Annotated in this window: 14 protein-coding genes and 1 pseudogene; 10 read left to right on the top strand and 5 right to left on the bottom strand. The window is 71.5% G+C overall.

All coding sequences use genetic code 11. The features are described 5' to 3' along the window. Positions 1–806: 806 nt before the first annotated feature. A complete protein-coding gene (locus tag ACFY2A_RS02270; RefSeq protein ID WP_387167526.1) occupies positions 807–941 on the bottom strand; it encodes an RNA polymerase sigma factor in 135 nt (44 codons plus the stop codon). Positions 942–1,132: 191 nt separating this feature from the next. Then, a pseudogene (locus ACFY2A_RS02265) lies at positions 1,133–1,321 on the bottom strand (sigma factor); the annotation flags it as partial. A gap of 106 nt (positions 1,322–1,427) precedes the next feature. Here ACFY2A_RS02265 and ACFY2A_RS02260 point away from each other — a divergent pair. Then, entirely contained in the window at positions 1,428–2,318 is an 891-nt protein-coding gene (locus ACFY2A_RS02260) for a sulfurtransferase (protein ID WP_387167314.1), read from the top strand. A 50-nt stretch (positions 2,319–2,368) separates the two neighbouring features. Here the strand turns inward: ACFY2A_RS02260 and ACFY2A_RS02255 are convergent, their stop codons facing one another. Continuing rightward, on the bottom strand, positions 2,369–3,499 hold the full coding sequence (locus tag ACFY2A_RS02255) for a cation diffusion facilitator family transporter (RefSeq protein WP_387167311.1): 1,131 nt from the start codon (positions 3,497–3,499) through the stop codon (positions 2,369–2,371). 33 nt (positions 3,500–3,532) lie between these two features. Here ACFY2A_RS02255 and ACFY2A_RS02250 point away from each other — a divergent pair, with 33 nt between their 5' ends. Continuing rightward, a complete protein-coding gene (locus tag ACFY2A_RS02250; RefSeq protein WP_387167308.1) occupies positions 3,533–3,892 on the top strand; it encodes an ArsR/SmtB family transcription factor in 360 nt (119 codons plus the stop codon). Between the two features lie 81 nt (positions 3,893–3,973). On the opposite strand, the gene ACFY2A_RS02245 is transcribed toward ACFY2A_RS02250, so the two are convergent. After that, on the bottom strand, positions 3,974–4,690 hold the full coding sequence (locus tag ACFY2A_RS02245) for a TetR family transcriptional regulator (RefSeq protein WP_387167305.1): 717 nt from the start codon (positions 4,688–4,690) through the stop codon (positions 3,974–3,976). 106 nt (positions 4,691–4,796) lie between these two features. Here ACFY2A_RS02245 and ACFY2A_RS02240 point away from each other — a divergent pair, with 106 nt between their 5' ends. The 7 genes from ACFY2A_RS02240 (at position 4,797) to ACFY2A_RS02210 (ending at position 14,942) form a co-directional block, all read left to right on the top strand. Beyond that, the gene (locus tag ACFY2A_RS02240; RefSeq protein ID WP_387167302.1) at positions 4,797–5,948 is read left to right on the top strand and encodes an FAD-dependent oxidoreductase; all 1,152 of its coding nucleotides are present in this window, start codon (positions 4,797–4,799) and stop codon (positions 5,946–5,948) included. Between the two features lie 75 nt (positions 5,949–6,023). Next, the gene (locus ACFY2A_RS02235; protein WP_363921129.1) at positions 6,024–6,650 is read left to right on the top strand and encodes a TetR/AcrR family transcriptional regulator; all 627 of its coding nucleotides are present in this window, start codon (positions 6,024–6,026) and stop codon (positions 6,648–6,650) included. 193 nt (positions 6,651–6,843) lie between these two features. Continuing rightward, positions 6,844–8,181 (top strand): acetyl/propionyl/methylcrotonyl-CoA carboxylase subunit alpha, encoded by a 1,338-nt coding sequence (locus ACFY2A_RS02230; protein WP_387167298.1) that lies wholly within the window; start codon positions 6,844–6,846, stop codon positions 8,179–8,181. A 181-nt stretch (positions 8,182–8,362) separates the two neighbouring features. Then, positions 8,363–9,277, top strand: coding sequence for a hydroxymethylglutaryl-CoA lyase (locus ACFY2A_RS02225; protein ID WP_363921133.1), 915 nt, complete (start codon positions 8,363–8,365; stop codon positions 9,275–9,277). Between the two features lie 226 nt (positions 9,278–9,503). Beyond that, on the top strand, positions 9,504–11,036 hold the full coding sequence (locus ACFY2A_RS02220) for an acyl-CoA carboxylase subunit beta (RefSeq protein ID WP_363921135.1): 1,533 nt from the start codon (positions 9,504–9,506) through the stop codon (positions 11,034–11,036). Between the two features lie 77 nt (positions 11,037–11,113). Continuing rightward, entirely contained in the window at positions 11,114–12,268 is a 1,155-nt protein-coding gene (locus ACFY2A_RS02215) for an acyl-CoA dehydrogenase family protein (RefSeq protein ID WP_387167294.1), read from the top strand. Between the two features lie 190 nt (positions 12,269–12,458). After that, a complete protein-coding gene (locus tag ACFY2A_RS02210; protein ID WP_387167291.1) occupies positions 12,459–14,942 on the top strand; it encodes an ATP-binding protein in 2,484 nt (827 codons plus the stop codon). 329 nt (positions 14,943–15,271) lie between these two features. Here the strand turns inward: ACFY2A_RS02210 and ACFY2A_RS02205 are convergent, their stop codons facing one another. Continuing rightward, positions 15,272–15,823: a MarR family transcriptional regulator gene (locus tag ACFY2A_RS02205; protein WP_363921141.1), complete on the bottom strand. Its 552-nt coding sequence runs from the start codon at positions 15,821–15,823 to the stop codon at positions 15,272–15,274. Between the two features lie 103 nt (positions 15,824–15,926). Here ACFY2A_RS02205 and ACFY2A_RS02200 point away from each other — a divergent pair, with 103 nt between their 5' ends. Further along, complete coding sequence (locus ACFY2A_RS02200; RefSeq protein ID WP_387167287.1) at positions 15,927–16,508, top strand: YceI family protein; 582 nt, start codon at positions 15,927–15,929, stop codon at positions 16,506–16,508. The last annotated feature ends 240 nt before the right edge of the window (positions 16,509–16,748 follow it).

Genomic DNA, 16,748 nt, shown 5'->3' with positions numbered 1-16,748 from the left:
CCGCGACGGTAAGCGGGCCACCGTCTCGATTCGTCACCCAGATTCGACCGTCCCCGCCGCCGATCAGATCCATGTGGGCCTCACCGCTCAGGGTCACCGGGGGTTGGTTCGGCACTGTTGCCGCACCGACCCGACCGAGTTCCCATTCGTCGCAGTTCATTTTGATCAGCGCGCCGCTTCCCGGGCATTGGAGCAGGTACCCGCGCCGGGTGGCCACGCCGAGCCGGGTGACCTCGGGCGGGGACTCCCGCGGATGCTCGGTGAAGGAGGCACCGCCGTCGGTGGTGACCAGGTAGCCGTCGGGTACGCCAACGGTCAGGGTCCGGCCGTCCAGCGGTAGCAGGTAGTACGGTCCGGCCCACCGGGGGTTGTTCGCCGTGTCCGGCAGCGGCGTCCGCTGCCAGGTCGCGCCCCCATCGGCGGTACGCGCGAGGTCGAGCCGGCAGCCGGTCCGGTCGCTGTCCTCGGGACCGCAGGTGTCGAAGAGGGCCCAGCCGTGCCGGGCGTCGACGAAACGTAAACCCGCCAACCGGCCGGCGACCCCCGACGGGTTCACCTTCCGCTCGACCACCTGGCCGTCCGGGGTCGGTGGCGGGGTCAGGTCGGGTGGGTCACGGTCGGTGTCCCGACCAGCGGCGGCGTATACGCCCGGCCCGGTCAGCAGCAGCGCGACCAGCCCGGCCAGCAGGCCCCGACGGCGACGCCGACGGATGTTCACCCGACGTTGGGCGGCTGCCACGCCCGGTGGGCGGAAGGTAGGTGCAGTGGTCGCCTCGAAGTCGGCGAACAACTGGTCCAGGTTGATCTCACGCACGGCCGGCCTCCTGCCGCTCGGTGAGGTGACGGGCCAGGGCCGTGCGGGCCCGCGACAGCCAGGACTTGACGGTCCCCTCCGGTACGCCGAGTTGGTCGGCGACTTCCGCGACGGTGAGCTGGGCCAGGTGGTGCAGGACGACCGCCCGGCGTTGAGCGGGGGCAGGATGGTGAGCGCCTCCAGCAGCATCACCCGGTCAGGGCCCGGACCGGGCACGTGCTCCTCCCGTTGCCGGGCCAGGTGCCGGACGGCGGTACGGACCCGACGGAGCCGGCTGGTGGCCAGGTTCCAGGCCACCCGGCGGACGAACGCCGACGGGTCGTCGTAGGCGCTGATCCGCTCCCAGCGCTCAAGCGTCCGGCAGAACGCCTCCTGGGTGAGGTCCTGCGCCTCGGCGTGATCACCGAGGTACGCGTAGAGCTGCACCGCCACCCGCTGGAAGTGCGCCTGGTAGAACTCGCTGAAGTCCACCGGCGGTGGGTCGGCCCATGGTGGCGCTGCGGTCATGGCGGTCCTCGGGTTCGGCGGCAGTCGGGAGTGTCACGCCTGGCGGACCACATTCGCTGCACCCGAATTCCGATGGCCGAGCGAAGCCCGGCGTACTTTGGGGACCATGTCTGTGCCGAACGATCCCGATCCCCGACTTCAGTCGTACGCGGACCCGCAGCGACTGGTCACCACCGACTGGCTGGCCGAGCATCTGGGCGACGACGGTCTCGTGATCGTCGAGTCCGACGAGGACGTGCTGCTCTATGACAGTGGTCACATCCCCGGTGCCGTCAAGGTCGACTGGCACCTGGAGCTGAACGACCAGGTGACCCGGGACTACCTGGACGCCGAACGGTTCGCCGAACTCTGTGCCGCCAAAGGTATCGGCCGTGACGACACGGTCGTCTTCTACGGCGACAACTTCAACTGGTGGGCCGCGTACGCCCTCTGGGTCTTCACTCTCTTCGGCCACCGGGACGTGCGGCTGCTCGACGGCGGCCGGCAGAAGTGGATCGCCGAAGGGCGGGAGTTGACCCGCGACAAGCCGACCCGGCCCCGGGCCGACTATCCGGTGCCGCAGCGCGACGACGCGCCGGTACGGGCGTTCCGCGAGGAGGTGTCGGCGCACGTCGACGCCGGCCGGCCGCTTGTCGACGTGCGGTCGCCGGGCGAGTACACCGGCGAGATGCTGCACATGCCGGACTACCCGCAGGAGGGTGCGCTGCGCGGTGGTCACATCCCCGGCGCGGTGAGCAAGCCGTGGAAGTCCGCCGCCAACGACGACGGCACCTTCAAGTCGGCCGACGAGCTGCGTGGCATCTACGCCGACCAGCTCGGGCTGACACCTGACGACGACGTGATCGCGTACTGCCGGATCGGCGAACGGTCCAGTCACACCTGGTTCGTGCTGCGGCACCTGCTCGGCTACCCGAAGGTGCGCAACTACGACGGCTCCTGGACCGAGTGGGGCAATCTCGTCCGCGCTCCCGTCGTCAAGGGCCCCAACCCGAAGTGACCCCCTCCTGACGTCGGCGGGCGCTGCCGGATTCGGGGCGCCCGTCGACGTCAGTTGTGCTGCGCGGCCGATCGGTGGTGGCGGAGTCGTCGCTGGTGGGACAGGTCGGTGTGGTGGTGTCGGCCGGGATGGCTGTCGGGGTCGGTGTGGACGGTGGCGGTGGTCAGCCGGGGCACGGCGTGGGTGAGCTGATGTTCGGCGTCGGCGGCTATCTCGTGCGCGGTGACGACGGTGAGCCGGGCGTCGACGACGAGGTCGGCTTCGGCGTGTAGCCGGTGACCGATCCAGCGCAGCCGCACCGAGGTGACGTCCTGGACACCGTCGACGGCTCGTAGGACGGTTTCGGCCTGGTCGACCAGCGCGGGATCCACGGCGTCCATCAGCCGGCGGTACACCTCGAGGGCCGCGTCCCTGAGCACGAAGGTGATGGCGACGGCGATGGCCAGGCCGACGACCGGGTCGGCCCAGTGCCAGCCGACGGCGGCTCCGCCGGCAGCGGCGAGCACGGCGAGCGAGGTGTAGCCGTCGGTACGGGCGTGCAGGCCGTCGGCGACCAGCGCGGCGGAGCCGATGCGGCGACCGACGCGGATGCGGTACCGCGCGACGAGTTCGTTGCCGACGAAGCCGACGAAACCGGCGGCGGCCACCCAGGGCAGGTGGGTGACCTCGGCGGGGTTGACGAGCCGGCTGACGGCGGTCCATCCGGCGGCGACGGCGGAGCCGGCGATGACGAGGACGATGATGATGCCGGCGAGGTCTTCGGCCCGGCCGTAGCCGTAGGTGTAGGCGCGGGTCGCGGCGCGGCGGCCGAGCAGGAACGCGACGGCCAGGGGCACGGCGGTCAGGGCGTCGGCGACGTTGTGCAGGGTGTCGCCGAGCAGGGCGACCGAGCCGGAGAGCACCACGATGGCCGCCTGGGCGAGCGCGGTCACCCCGAGGCCGACCAGTGAGATCCACAGTGCGCGTAGCCCGTCGCGGGATGACTCCAGGGCGGGATCGATCTTCGCTCGGGAATCGTGCGAGTGCGGGACGACGGCGTGGGTCAGCCGGTGCCACCAGGCGACGAATCGCCCGGCGCGGCCGTGCTGCTCAGTCGGGTGGGCGTGATCATGATCGTGGTGACTGTGGTCGTGTGCGTGGTCGTTCACCCGTACCTCCAGGTTCACCTGTCGCATCGACATCCATCTCCTCAATGGCGGCGATAATATGTGCTCATGTACGCACGCGACAACGTTGCAGATGCCAATGACCTGCAACAACGCCTACCCGACGGGCGTCAGGTAGCGGCGGCGACGGACATGTTGCGAATGCTGGCCGACCCCACCCGGCTGCGGTTGATGTCGCTGCTCGGCGAGGGCGAGCATGACGTGACGGCCCTGGTGGCGGCGGTGGGGACGGCCCGACCGGCGGTGTCGCAGCACCTGGCCAAGCTGCGTTTGGCCGGCCTGGTCACGGTGCGGCGCGACGGCCGGCGGGCGTTGTATCGGGCCCGGGGTGGGCACGTACGCCGGCTGGTGACCGAGGTGCTGCACGCGGCGGCACACCGGGTCACCGGCGCACCGGAGCACGACTGAACGGGCGTGGTCCGGCCTGCTCGGATCGGGACCGGCGAGCCGGTCACGGGTGGCCCGGCCGGGCCTGAACGGCGGCCAGGGTCAGCGCGGATCCGGGCCGCGTAGGTAACGCTGGATGGTGGGGGCGAGCCAGTTGATCAGCTCGGCCGGGGAGATGTCGACCATCGGGGGCAGGCGCAGGACGTAGCGGGTCAGCGCGACGCCGAGCAGTTGGCTGGCGACCAGGCCGGCGCGCCGTGGGGCCTCGTCGGGGTCGGCGACCACCCGGCCGACCGCCACGCCGAGCTGGGTGGTGAAGATGGCGCGTACCCGCTCCGCCCCGCTCGGGTTGGTGCTCGCCGTGCGCAGCAGCGCCGGCAGGGTGGAGTCGCCCTCCCACCGGGTGAAGAAGTAGCTGGTCAGCGCGGTGCCGAGGCGATCGGCCGGCACGCCGCTCAGGTCGGGCAGCCGCAGGTCGAACTCGGCCGCCGTGGCGAACAGGTTCTCCTTGCTGCCGTAGTACCGCATCACCATCGACGGGTCGATCCGCGCGTCCGCGGCGATGGCCCGGATCGTCGCCCGGTCGTACCCGTCGGCGGCAAAGCGGTCGCGGGCGGCCCGCAGGATGGCCGCCCGGGTCGTCTCCGAGTTGCGCCGTCCGCCGCCGGACGGCGTCTCCGGGCTGCGGCCTCCGCCGCCCGACGCCGCGCTCCGCCGTCCGGCGCCGGACGCCGCTGGCCCCGCGTCGTCGCGGCGTCCGCCGTCGGCCGCCGGCTCCGCGACCGGTTGCTGAGCCCGCTCGGGTACGCCCTCCGTCATGTGACCGACGGTATGCCAACGATTGTTGACTTCCCAATCCGGGGCGGCCTAACGTTGCCAACAAGCGTTGGCCAACACTTGTTGGCATCCCGCCGAGGAGGTCGTCATGCTGCCCGAACGAACGGACGTCCTGGTCGTCGGCGCGGGCCCGACCGGGCTCACCGCCGCACTCACCCTGGCCCGCCGAGGGGTCGAGGTGACAGTCGTCGACAAGCGGGAGGAACCGGCGGTGACCTCGCGGGCCGCAGTTGTCCACGCGTACACCCTGGAGGTGCTCGACCGGATCGGAGCCGGCGAGACGCTGGTGGCCCGAGGGCTGCGGTCGGCCCGGTTCAGCGTCCGCGACCGGGACCGGGTGCTGGTCACCGTGCCGTTCGGCGGGTTGCCCAGCCGCCACCGGTACGCGTTGATGGTCTCCCAGTCGGTGACCGAGGAGGTGCTCACCGACCGGCTGGCCGAGGCCGGCGTGCGGGTGCTGCGCCCGTACCGGCTCACCGGCCTGACCCGCGGCGACGACGGCGCGGTGGCCGACCTCGACGGGACGCGCGTGCGCGCACGGTGGGTGGTCGGCGCCGACGGCATCAACAGCACCGTCCGTGAGCTGGCCGGCATCACCTTCACCGGGCCGGCCGGCTCCGAGGAGTCGTTCGTGCTGGCCGACGTACGCGTCGACAGCGGCCTGCCCCGCGACGGCGCGTCGATCTTCCTCGCCCGGGGTGGGCCGCTGGTCTGGGCACCGCTGCCCGACGGGCGGGTACGCCTCGTCGCCACCGTCACCGATCCGCCCGCCGAGCCGGACGCGCCCTACCTGCAACGCCTGCTCGACGAGCGCGGTCCTCGACGGCGGCCGGACCAGGTGCGCGAGGTGCTCTGGTCCTCGCGCTTCCGGCTGCATCGACGGGTAGCCGGGACGTTCCGCTCCGGGCCGGTGCTGCTGGCCGGCGACGCCGGACACGTGCACAGCCCGGCCGGCGGGCAGGGCATGAACCTCGGCATCAGCGACGCGGTCGACCTCGGCGAGACCCTGGCCGACGTGCTCGCCGGAGCCGCCGAGACCGGGCTGGACGAGTACGCGGCCCGACGTCGCCCGCTCGCACACGAGGTGGCCGGCTTCGCCGACCGGCTGACCCGCCTCGCCACCGTGCCGCCCTCCGTCCGGCCGGCCCGGGACCTGCTGCTGCGCCTGACCTCGGTGCTGCCGCCGGTGCGGCACCGGATCGCGCTCCGGCTCTCCGGCCTCAACCAACGCCCGACGTGAGCCACGGTTCCCGGCAATCGGACTGGCGGGTAACCACGGCTCCACGCTGTCGACAGTCGGGTCTACGCTGGCCCGGTGACGGTGGAGCAGCAGGCCCGGGGCGCGAACGGCGGGGCCACGGGGGCGGGACGACGCCGATCCCGCAAGGACGAGATTCTTGAGATCGCGGTGGGCCTGTTCGCCTCCCGGGGCTACCACGGTGTGTCGATGGACGACATCGGCGCGGCTGCCGGCGTGACCGGCCCGGCGCTCTACCACCACTTCGCCGGCAAGGAGGCGATGCTTGTCGCCGCGCTGACGCCGGTCAGCGAGGGACTGCTCGACGGCGGTCGGCAGCGTTCCGCCGCCCATCCCGGTGACCCGCGCGCCGCTCTGGAGTCGCTGATCGACTTCCACGTCGACTTCGCGCTCGCCAATCCGGCCGTCATCGCGCTGCACCTGCACGAACTGGACCGGCTGCCGGAGGAGCCCCGGCGGCGCATCCGCCGGCTTCAGCGGCTCTACGTGGAGGAGTGGGTCACCGTGCTGACCGCCCTGCACCCGGGGCTGCCCGACGGTGAGGCGCGGGTGCTGGCACACGCCGCGTTCGGTCTGATGAACTCCACCCCGTTCCTCGGCGGCGAGGTCGACCACCGGCGTCGGGCCGAGCTGCTGCGCGCCGCCACGCTGGCCGCGCTGCTCGCCCCCACCGACCCCGCCTGACCTTCGCCGACTCGTCCCCCTCGACCATGCGGGGTGGCCCGCGGAGCTGACCCGGTCCGGCTTCGGTGCGCTTCATCACATCCGGCTCGACGACCCTGGCTCTACCGCAGGCGTTGAGAGGGGGCCCTTCCTTGCACCCGGGGCGGCGTGGTTCCCTAGCACGCGTTCCCACCATTTGGACGCCGGAGGAAGCATGATCGAGTCGCTGCTGGTCGCCAATCGGGGCGAGATCGCCCGCCGGATCATCCGTACCGCCCGGCGGCTCGGGGTGCGGGCGATCGCGGTGCACTCGGAGGCCGACGCCGACCTGCCGTTCGTCGCCGAGGCCGACGAGGCCGTCTGCGTCGGGCCGGCCAACCCGGCACAGAGCTACCGCAACACCGAGGCGATCCTCGACGCCGCCCGGTCGACGGGTGCGCAGGCCATCCACCCCGGTTACGGCTTCCTGTCGGAGAACGCCGACTTCGCCCGTACCGTCGAGGCCAGCGGGCTGATCTGGGTCGGACCCGGCGCGGACGCGATCAGCGCGATGGGCGACAAGATCAATGCGCGGAACCTGATGTCGGCGGCCGGAGTGCCGGTGGCGGCCGGGACCACCGAGCCGGCGACCGACCTGGCGGCGGCGGTCGCGGCGGCGGAGGAGATCGGCTATCCGGTGATGGTGAAGGCGGCCGCCGGTGGCGGCGGCATGGGCATGGGGGTGGCGGTCGACGAGGCCGCGTTGCGCACCGAGTACGACAAGGTGCGGGCCTTCGCGGAGCGGATGTTCGGCGACGGCTCGGTGCTGCTGGAGCGCTACTTCCCCCGGGTGCGGCACGTCGAGGTGCAGATCCTCGGCCTGGCCGACGGCCGGGTGCTGGCGCTGGGCGAGCGGGAGTGCTCGGTGCAGCGGCGCAACCAGAAGCTGGTGGAGGAGTCGCCCTCCCCGGCGGTCTCGCCGGAACTACGCTCCCGCCTGCTGGCCGCCGCGGTGCGCGCGGGCGAGGCGGTCGACTACCGCAACGCGGGCACTGTCGAGTGCCTGCTCGATCCGGCCTCCGGGGAGTTCTTCTTCCTGGAGATGAACACCCGGCTCCAGGTGGAGCATCCGGTGACCGAGCTGGTGCACGGCATCGACCTGGTCGAGGAGCAACTGCGGGTGGCCGCCGGCCTGCCGCCGACCTTCGACCCGGACGCGTTGACCTCGCGTGGTCACGCCATCGAGCTGCGGGTCAACGCCGAGGACCCGAAGCGGTTCCTGCCCGGCCCCGGAACCATCAAGACCTGGGTGGAGCCGACCGGCGAGGGGGTACGCGTCGACTCCGGCTACGCCGAGGGGAACACCGTCACCCCGTTCTACGACAGCCTGATGGCGAAGCTGATCGTGCACGGCCGGGACCGGAACGAGGCGATCGCCCGCGCCCGCACGGCAGTGGCCGCCTTCGACCTGTCCGGCCCCAAGCACAACCTCCCGTTCTTCGCCGAGCTGCTGGAGAACCAGGAGTTCCTCTCCGGCGACTACGACACCACAATCATCTCCCGCCTCCGCTAACTGTCCCCCACCCTCCACCCCCACCCCCCACCCGGTTGATCATGAAGTTGTTGTGCTCCGCCCGGCGTGTCGAGGGCAACAACTTCATGATCAACTGGGTGGGACGTGGAGGGTGGGGGGTGGTGGGGTGTGACATGCTGGGGGTGTTGGGGGTGGGGGCTTGTAACAGCGAGGTGGGTGGATGGCGGAGATGCCGGAGTACGTGTCCATTCGTGAGGTCGGGCCGCGCGACGGGTTGCAGAACGAGGCACCGATCCCCACCGACGCCAAGGTGCGGCTGCTCGACGCGCTCTCGCGTACGGGGGTACGACGGATCGAGGCGGTGTCGTTCGTGCACCCCCGGGCGATTCCGCAGATGGCCGACGCCGACGAGGTGTGGCGACGGGCGCAGCAGGTTGACGGGGTGCGTTACTCGGCGCTGGTGCCGAACACGCGCGGCGCGCAGCGTGCCCTGGCCGCCGGCTTCACCGAGATCGAGGTGGTCGTCTCGGCCAGCGACACGCACAACCGGCGCAACGTCAACCGCTCCACCGACGAGTCGCTGGACGACATCGCCGAGCTGATCGACCTGCTGCACGGCGCCGGAGCCCACGCCGAGGTGATCGTCGCGACCAGTTTCGGCTGTCCCTACGAGGGAGACATCGATCCGACGCGGGTGGCCGCCATCGTGGACCGGGTGGTTCGCGACGGCGCCGACCGCGTCGCGTTCGGCGACACCACCGGCATGGGTACGCCCCGACGGGTCCGCGACCTGCTCACCGCGGTACGCGACCGCAACGCCGACGTCCCGGTGCTGCTGCACTTCCACAACACCCGGGGTACCGCGTTGGCCAATCTGCTGACGGCCCTCGAACTCGGGGTGACCGAGTTCGACGCCAGTGTCGGCGGGCTGGGTGGCTGCCCGTACGCGCCCGGGGCCAGCGGCAACCTGGCCACCGAGGAGGCGGTGCACATGCTGCACGACATGGGCATCGACACCGGAATCGACCTGGACGCCCTGATCGAGGTCGCCGAACTGGCCGAGGCCCTCACCGCCCGCAGCCTCCCCTCCGGCGTCCTCCGCGCCGGCCCCCGCACCCGCCTAACCCCCCACTAACCCCCCACTAACCCCCCACCCCCACCCCCACCCCGGCCTCGCGATCTTGCACTTTCGGTCGGGACAGATCCGCTGTTGTACGGCATTTCGGCGACCGAAAGTGCAAGATCGCGCAGGGCTGGCGCGTGGGGCTGGCGCGTGGGGCTGGGGGTGGTGGGTGGTGCGGGGGTGGGTTGGGGTGGGGTAGCCTAACGATCGTTCAGGTTGCTTGGGGTGGGGAGCCGCAGTGACGGTTGACGGTGAGGCGCTGGAGCAGCTGCGCAAGCGGGTCAGGGCCGGCGGCGCGGAGAAGTACCACGCGGCGAATGCGGCGAAAGGCAAACTCTTCGCCCGGGAGCGGGTCGCGCTGCTCGTCGACGAGGGCAGCTTCGTCGAGGACGGCCTCTACGCCAACGCGCTCGCCGAGGGCCTGCCCGCCGACGGCGTGGTCACCGGCACCGCCACCATCGACGGTCGTCAGGTCTGCCTGATGGCAAACGACTCCACGGTCAAGGCCGGCAGTTGGGGTGCCCGCACCGTCGAGAAGATCATCCGGATCATCGAGCGGGCGTACGACACCGGTGTTCCGATGGTCTACCTGGTCGACTCGGCCGGGGCCCGGATCACCGACCAGGTCGAGCTGTTCCCCGGCCGCCGTGGCGCCGGAAAGATCTTCTGGAACCAGGTCCGCGCCTCCGGATCGATCCCCCAGGTCTGCGCGCTGTTCGGGCCCAGTGCGGCCGGCGGGGCGTACATTCCGGCGTTCTGTGACGTGGTCGCCATGGTCGACGGCAACGCCAGCATGTATCTGGGGTCGGACCGGATGGTCGAGATGGTCACCGGCGAGAAGACGACCCTGGAAGCGATGGGCGGGGCGCGGGTGCACTGCGCCGAGTCCGGCGTCGGGCACTTCCTCTGCAAGACCGAGGTCGATGCGCTCGACGTGGTGAAGCGCTACCTGTCGTACCTGCCGGCGAACTGGACCCAGCAGCCGCCCACCGCCCCTGCCGTCGAAGCACCGGCAAAGGCCGACCTCGCCGCGCTGGTGCCGGCGAGCGAGCGGCAGGCGTTCGACATGCGGCGGTACGTCAAGGGCCTGCTCGACGAGGACTCCTTCTTCGAGATCCAGGCGCTCTGGGCCAAGGAGCTGACCATCGGCTTCGGCCGACTGAACGGCGAGGTCGTCGGCGTGGTCGGCAACAACTCGATGTTCAAGGGCGGGGTGCTCTTCGTCGACTCGGCCGACAAGGCGACCCGGTTCGTGCAGCTCTGCGACGCGTTCAACGTGCCGCTGCTGTTCCTGAGCGACGTGCCCGGGTTCATGGTCGGCAGCGCGGTGGAGAAGCAGGGCATCATCCGGCACGGCGCGAAGATGATCACCGCGATCTCCGAGGCGACCGTACCGAAGATCTGCGTGGTGGTGCGTAAGGCGTACGGTGCCGGCCTCTACGCCATGGCCGGCCCGGGCTTCGAACCGGACGCCACCATCGCCCTGCCCACCGCGAAGATCGCGGTGATGGGCGCGGAGGCCGCGGTCAACGCGGTGTACGCCAACAAGATCGCCGCGATCGAGGACGAGGCCGAGCGGGCCGCGTTCGTCGCCGCCCGGCGTGCCGAGTACGAGCGGGACATCGACATCGTCCGGCTCGCCAGCGAACTGGTGGTCGACGCGATCGTCGAGCCGCAGGAACTGCGGGCGGAACTGGTGCGCCGGTTCGCCGCCGCCCGCGGCAAGCAGCGGCACTTCTCCCGGCGACGGCACGGCGTCACCCCGGTCTGAGTCGTCCGTCCGGCACCAGCACGATCCCGTTCCGGCGTCACGAGCGCCCGCGGGCCGTCCACACAGGAGGCAACCCGATGGACTTCCGGCTCACCGAGGAGCATGAGGCGCTGCGCGACAGCGTGCGGGACTTCGCCCGCGAGGTGGTCGCGCCGGTCATCGCCGAGCACTACGAGCAGCACACCTTCCCGTACGAGATCATCCGCCAGATGGGCAAGATGGGGCTGTTCGGCCTGCCCTTCGCGGAGGAGCACGGCGGTATGGGGGGCGACTACTTCGCCCTCTGCCTGGCCCTGGAGGAGTTGGCCCGGGTCGACTCCAGCGTGGCCATCACCCTGGAGGCGGCGGTGTCGCTGGGCGCGATGCCGATCTACCGGTTCGGCACCGACGAGCAGAAGGCGCGGTGGCTGCCGCGGCTGCTCAGCGGCGAGGCGCTGGCCGGGTTCGGGCTGACCGAGCCGGGCTTCGGCTCGGACGCGGGTGGCACCGAGACCCGGGCGGTGCTGGACGAGGCGACCGGCGAATGGGTCATCAACGGCTCGAAGGCGTTCATCACCAACTCGGGTACCGACATCACCGCCCTGGTCACCGTCACCGCGGTCACCGGTACGCGGCCGGACGGCACGAAGGAGTTGTCCTCCATCATCGTGCCGAGCGGGACGCCCGGCTTCAGCGTCGCTCCGGGCTACTCCAAGGTCGGCTGGACCGCCTCGGACACCCACGAACTGACCTTCGACGACTGCCGGGTGCCGGCGGCGAACCTGCTCGGCGAGCGTGGTCGCGGCTTCGCCCAGTTCCTGCGCATTCTCGACGAGGGTCGGATCGCCATCGCCGCGCTGGCCGTGGGTCTCGCTCAGGGCTGCGTCGACGAGTCGATCAAGTACGCGAAGGAGCGGCACGCCTTCGGTCAGCCGATCGGCAACTACCAGGCGATCCAGTTCAAGATCGCCGACATGGAGGCGAAGGCGTACACCGCCCGGCTCGCCTACTACGACGCCGCCGCCCGGATGCTGGCCGGCGAGCCGTTCAAGCGGCAGGCGGCGATCGCCAAGCTGCACGCGAGCACGATCGCGGTGGACAACGCCCGGGAGGCGACGCAGATCCACGGCGGCTACGGCTTCATGAACGAGTACCCGGTGGCCCGGTTCTGGCGGGACTCCAAGATCCTGGAAATCGGCGAGGGTACCTCCGAGGTGCAGCGCATGATCATCGCTCGCGACCTGGGGATGTGAGCCGGCCGGTCGGCATCCGGCTCCGGCCGGTGCCGACCGGAAACGTCCAACGGCCAGCGGACCGCCGACGTCGATCGCTGGTCGTCCTGGGTTGCCCATCGGGCGGTCGTTGTCGGCTTTCGGCGCGGCACCGTCGGGTGGCCGACGATCCTGTGTCCGATGTCGGGCCTGGCCCGTATTGTCCGTGCCCATGGCTCCCGGTCATGATCGTCAATCCGGTCCGCCGCACGCCGGTCTACCGGAGCTGCTGCGGGCGCACCGGCTGGCTGCTGGCGCCACCCAGGCTGAGCTGGCGGCGCGTGCCGGCGTCGGGGTACGGACGGTCCGTGACCTGGAACGTGGCCGTTCCACCCGGCCACAACGCACCACCGTGGAGTTGCTAGCCGGGGCGCTCGGGCTGACCGGCTCCGCCCGCGCGACGTTTCTGGCCGCCGCCCGGGGCACCGCTCCGGCGACCGTCCAGCCCGAGGTCAATACGCCGCTGGGGCTGCCGCCACCACCGGAACTGATCGGCCGGGAGCGCGATGTCAGCGAGCTGGCCACCCTGCTGAACGATCCGCGCGGTCCCCGGGTGGTGAGCCTGGTGGGGTTGGCCGGCGTCGGCAAGACGGCCCTGGCGTTGGCGGCGGTTCATGCGGCCGCGCCCGCCCACCCCGGCGGTGTCGCCGGGGTGCTGATCGGTGCCGGGTCGGACGCGGCCGACGTGCACGCCGCCGTCATGACGGTCTTCGGCGTGGCCCGGGACACCGAGTTGGCCGCGCGGCTCGGTGACCGGCCGGCGCTGCTGCTGGTGGACGCCGTGGAGCGGGCACCTGATCCGGTGGCCGGCACCCTGCGGCGACTCGTCGGCGCGGTGCCGTCGCTGCGGGTACTGGTCACCGGCCGGCATCCGGTCGGGCTGCCCGGCGAGTGGGTACGCCCCGTGTCTCCGTTGGAGGTGCCACCACCGGGCGACACCAATCCGGCCACCGTCGCCGGTTGTCCGGCGGTCGCTCTGTTCACCTCCCGACTGGCCCAGGTCCGGCGGGAACCGCCGGCCGACGCCGAGTTGCCGGCGCTGGCCGCACTGGTGCGCCGGCTGGGTGGGCTGCCACTGGCGATCGAACTGATGGCGGCGCGCGGCCGGCTGCTCGATCTCACCGAACTGCTCGACCGGTACGGCGACCGGGTGCTGGATCTGGACACCTCGGCCGCCACGCACAGCGGTTGGGATACACGGCCACGGGGCGACGATGCCCGAGCGGCGGTGGCGGAGACCCTGCGCGACGCGGTGGCCACCAGTTACCGGCTGCTCGCCGTCGGGGACCGGGCGGCGCTGCGCCAGCTCGCCGCCTTCGGCAACCGGTGGTCGGTGGAACTGGCCGAGGAGATGCTCGCCGGAACCGGCGTCGATCCGGTGCCGCTGCTGAACCGCTTCCTCGACCTCGGGCTGCTGAGCGTACGAGGTGGTGGCTCGTTCCGGTTCCGGCTCGTCGACGCCGTCCGGGACTACGCCGTCGAGCAGGCGTCCGGTGCCGGCGAGTCGACGGTGATCCGACGTCGGCACGCGCGGGTGGTGACCCGGCTGGTGGAGCGGACCGCGTCGGGGTTGACGGGCGCCGGTGCCGGTGCCGCGGCGCACCGTCTCGACGAGGTCACCGGCGACATCAGCTCGGCACTGGCGTACGCGGCGGTCGACGATCCCTTGACCGCGTTACGTCTCGCGGTGAGCCTGCCCCGGTGGTGGCGGTTACGTGGGCGGGACGTGGTCGGCCGGCAGTGGCTGCTGCGCCTGTTGGCCGATCCGCGTACCGCCGACGCCGATCCGGCCCTGCGCGCGTGGGCCTCGGTCGGTGTGGCGATGCTCGCCGGTGAGCACGGTGCGGCCGCAGCGGAGCTGCCGACGGCCCGCGCGGCGTTGGCGGAGTTCCGTCGGCTCGGTGACGTGCCGGGCGAACTGGAGGCGCGGACGGTCCTCGGCGTCCTGCTGGCCGCGACCGGACGGCCGGGCCAGGCACGGGAGCAGGCGGAGGCGGTGCTGGCCCTGGCCACCGAGCATGGCCTGACCCGCCAGATGGCGGTCGCACAGCATCAACTGGCGTGGCACGAGATCAGACTCGGTGACCTGGCCACGGCCCGTCGCCGGCTGGCCGTGGTGGACCGGCTCGGTGGTCAGTGCGCGGAGCAGCGGCTGCGGGTGCTCGCTCGGGGCACCGTCGCGGAGGTGTTCCGTCTGGAGGGCCGGTACGCCGACGCGGTCGACGAGGCGCGCCGGGTGTTGACGGCCTTCGGTGACCTGGGCACCCCGCGCGGTCGACGACAGGTGCTGGGGACGCTGGGTCTGGCGCTCGCCCAGGACGGTCGGGCGGCCGAGGCCGCCGAGGTGCTCGCCGAACTGCGTCCACTCGACGGCACGGGTGCACTGATCGAGGGTCAGCTGGCGCTGCATCGTGGGGACCGGGAGGTCGCGGCGGAGTGGTTCGCCGCGGCAGCGGAGCCGGACGAGACCGGCCGGGACCGGCGCACGGTGGTGGAGGCTCTGGTGGGGCTGGCGGCGAGCACCTCCGACGCGAGGGTGCTCGATCGGCTGGACGTGGCCTGCCGGGAGGGCGGCATCCGGCTGCTGGAGCATGAGGAGGAACTGCTCTACGTGCTGGCGGTGACCCGGAACGGCCCGACCACGCAGGGGCGGTGAGAGTCCGGAACGGCCCGACCACAGGGGCGGTGAGAGTGCGGAACGGACCACGGGTGGCGGGGACGGGGCCGGCGCGGGCGAGGAAGCCCCCTGTTGCCACCCCTCGCTCATCGCCCGCGCCGGTGCCCCCCGCTGCCCCCGCCGCTGCGAGACTAGCGAGGCGCAGTCCGCCTGTCTGTCGGGTTTGATGGGCTATCGCCCATTGACCCCGTGGTTCTGCCGGTCTTTCTGCCGGTGCCGTGACGCTCGGCTGTTCCGGTGCGCACCGAGGGTTCGCAGACCGTCGAGGGTGACGACAATCGGCTGGCACGGGCGGCGCGAGGGGTGCATCAGCGGCCCGGCTGGCCTCCCGGTGCGGGCGAGCTCACCTCCTTCTCGTCGCACTCGGCCGAGGGCTCGCCCGGTGCGGCGGATCGGCTGCCGGCGGTCGCGCAGGGATGCACGGCGTCACGTACCCGGCGCAGGCCGTCGAGCAGTGCGGTAAGCGCGGCCGGGTCGAGTTGCCCGGTGAACCAGTCCTCGATGAGCTGAAGGTGTCCGGGCAGGCTCTCGTCGAGCCGGCGCAGGCCGGCGGGCGTGACGACCGCGTACGAGCTGCGTCGGTCGGAGGGGCAGGCACGGCGGGTGATCAACCCGTCGCGTTCCATCCGGTCCACCACCCGGGTCACGCCGCTGGTGGACAGTGAGGTCTGGGCAGCAAGATCGGTCATCCGCAGTTGGTTGGCGGGTGATCGGGTGAGTCTGGTCAGCACCTCGAACTCGACCGATGACAGGCCGTGCTCCTCCAGCTGGGCGGCGAATCGGGCGGCCAGCCCGGCGTGCACCTCGAAGAGCAGGCCGACGGCCGTGATCCGAGGGTCGTCGAACGTGTTCGCTTCCACCGGTCCATCGTACCAATACTTGACAGAAGGAATATTGCCGAGGCTATAGTTGCTGACGCAGCCGTTGGGCTACTAAACAATCTCTCCCGGAGGGCAGTCTCTCATGACCAGCAGCACCGAGCCGGTTACCCGCGACTGGAACGGCCTCACCATCCCGGCGGCCGGCACCTACCTGCTGGATGTGGCGCACAAGCGGGTCGGCTTCGTTGCCCGGCACATGATGGTGAGTAAGGTTCGCGGCGAGTTCGCGGACGCGAGCGCCACCATCACCATCGCCGAGGAACCGCTGGAGTCCACGGTCTCCGCCACCATCCAGGCCGCCAGCATCAACACCGCCCAGGCGGACCGGGACGCGCACCTGCGCAGCCCCGAGTTCCTCGACGTCGAGAAGTTCGCCACGCTGGAGTACCGCAGCACCGGCGTGAAGTCGCACGAGGGCAACGAGTTCGTCCTGACCGGCGAGTTGACCATCAAGGACGTGACTCGTCCGGTCGAGCTCAAGGTCGAGTTCGAGGGTGTCGGCCGCAGCCCCTTCGGCCAGGACATCTTCGGTTTCTCGGCGAGCACCGAGATCGACCGTGAGGACTTCGGCCTGACCTGGAACGTCGCCCTGGAGTCCGGTGGCGTCCTGGTCGGCAAGAAGGTCAAGATCGAGATCGAGGGCGAGGCCATCCGGCAGTCCTGATCCGTACGCCCCGACAGGCCCGCGCCCGCACCGCGCGGGCCTGTCGGCTGTCCGGGTGTCTCCGCGCGTACCCGGGCCCGCGGCCGCTGGTGCGAATTGTCACAACTTGTTCGTCGTTGGCCGCCGGGGGTTCGACGGTACGACTGGGTATGTATTCCGGCGGGAGTGACCCACCTGGTCGGGGCGACGTGTCGGCCGCTACGGCGGGGTGGACTGCGGCAATGGACCGATCTTCGGGGC

It is taken from the genome of Micromonospora sp. NPDC000442 (assembly GCF_042898635.1).
Classification (GTDB): Bacteria; Actinomycetota; Actinomycetes; order Mycobacteriales; family Micromonosporaceae; genus Micromonospora.
This window is presented reverse-complemented; position numbering and strand designations above follow the sequence as displayed.

Excerpts from the sequence above, each read along its gene's own strand:
- ACFY2A_RS02260 (WP_387167314.1), top strand. The coding sequence starts at position 1,428 with ATGTCTGTGCCGAACGATCCCGATCCCCGACTTCAGTCGTACGCGGAC.
- ACFY2A_RS02255 (WP_387167311.1), bottom strand. The coding sequence starts at position 3,499 with ATGTCGATGCGACAGGTGAACCTGGAGGTACGGGTGAACGACCACGCA.
- ACFY2A_RS02250 (WP_387167308.1), top strand. The coding sequence starts at position 3,533 with ATGTACGCACGCGACAACGTTGCAGATGCCAATGACCTGCAACAACGC.
- ACFY2A_RS02245 (WP_387167305.1), bottom strand. The coding sequence starts at position 4,690 with ATGACGGAGGGCGTACCCGAGCGGGCTCAGCAACCGGTCGCGGAGCCG.
- ACFY2A_RS02240 (WP_387167302.1), top strand. The coding sequence starts at position 4,797 with ATGCTGCCCGAACGAACGGACGTCCTGGTCGTCGGCGCGGGCCCGACC.
- ACFY2A_RS02230 (WP_387167298.1), top strand. The coding sequence starts at position 6,844 with ATGATCGAGTCGCTGCTGGTCGCCAATCGGGGCGAGATCGCCCGCCGG.
- ACFY2A_RS02225 (WP_363921133.1), top strand. The coding sequence starts at position 8,363 with ATGGCGGAGATGCCGGAGTACGTGTCCATTCGTGAGGTCGGGCCGCGC.
- ACFY2A_RS02215 (WP_387167294.1), top strand. The coding sequence starts at position 11,114 with ATGGACTTCCGGCTCACCGAGGAGCATGAGGCGCTGCGCGACAGCGTG.
- ACFY2A_RS02210 (WP_387167291.1), top strand. The coding sequence starts at position 12,459 with ATGGCTCCCGGTCATGATCGTCAATCCGGTCCGCCGCACGCCGGTCTA.
- ACFY2A_RS02200 (WP_387167287.1), top strand. The coding sequence starts at position 15,927 with ATGACCAGCAGCACCGAGCCGGTTACCCGCGACTGGAACGGCCTCACC.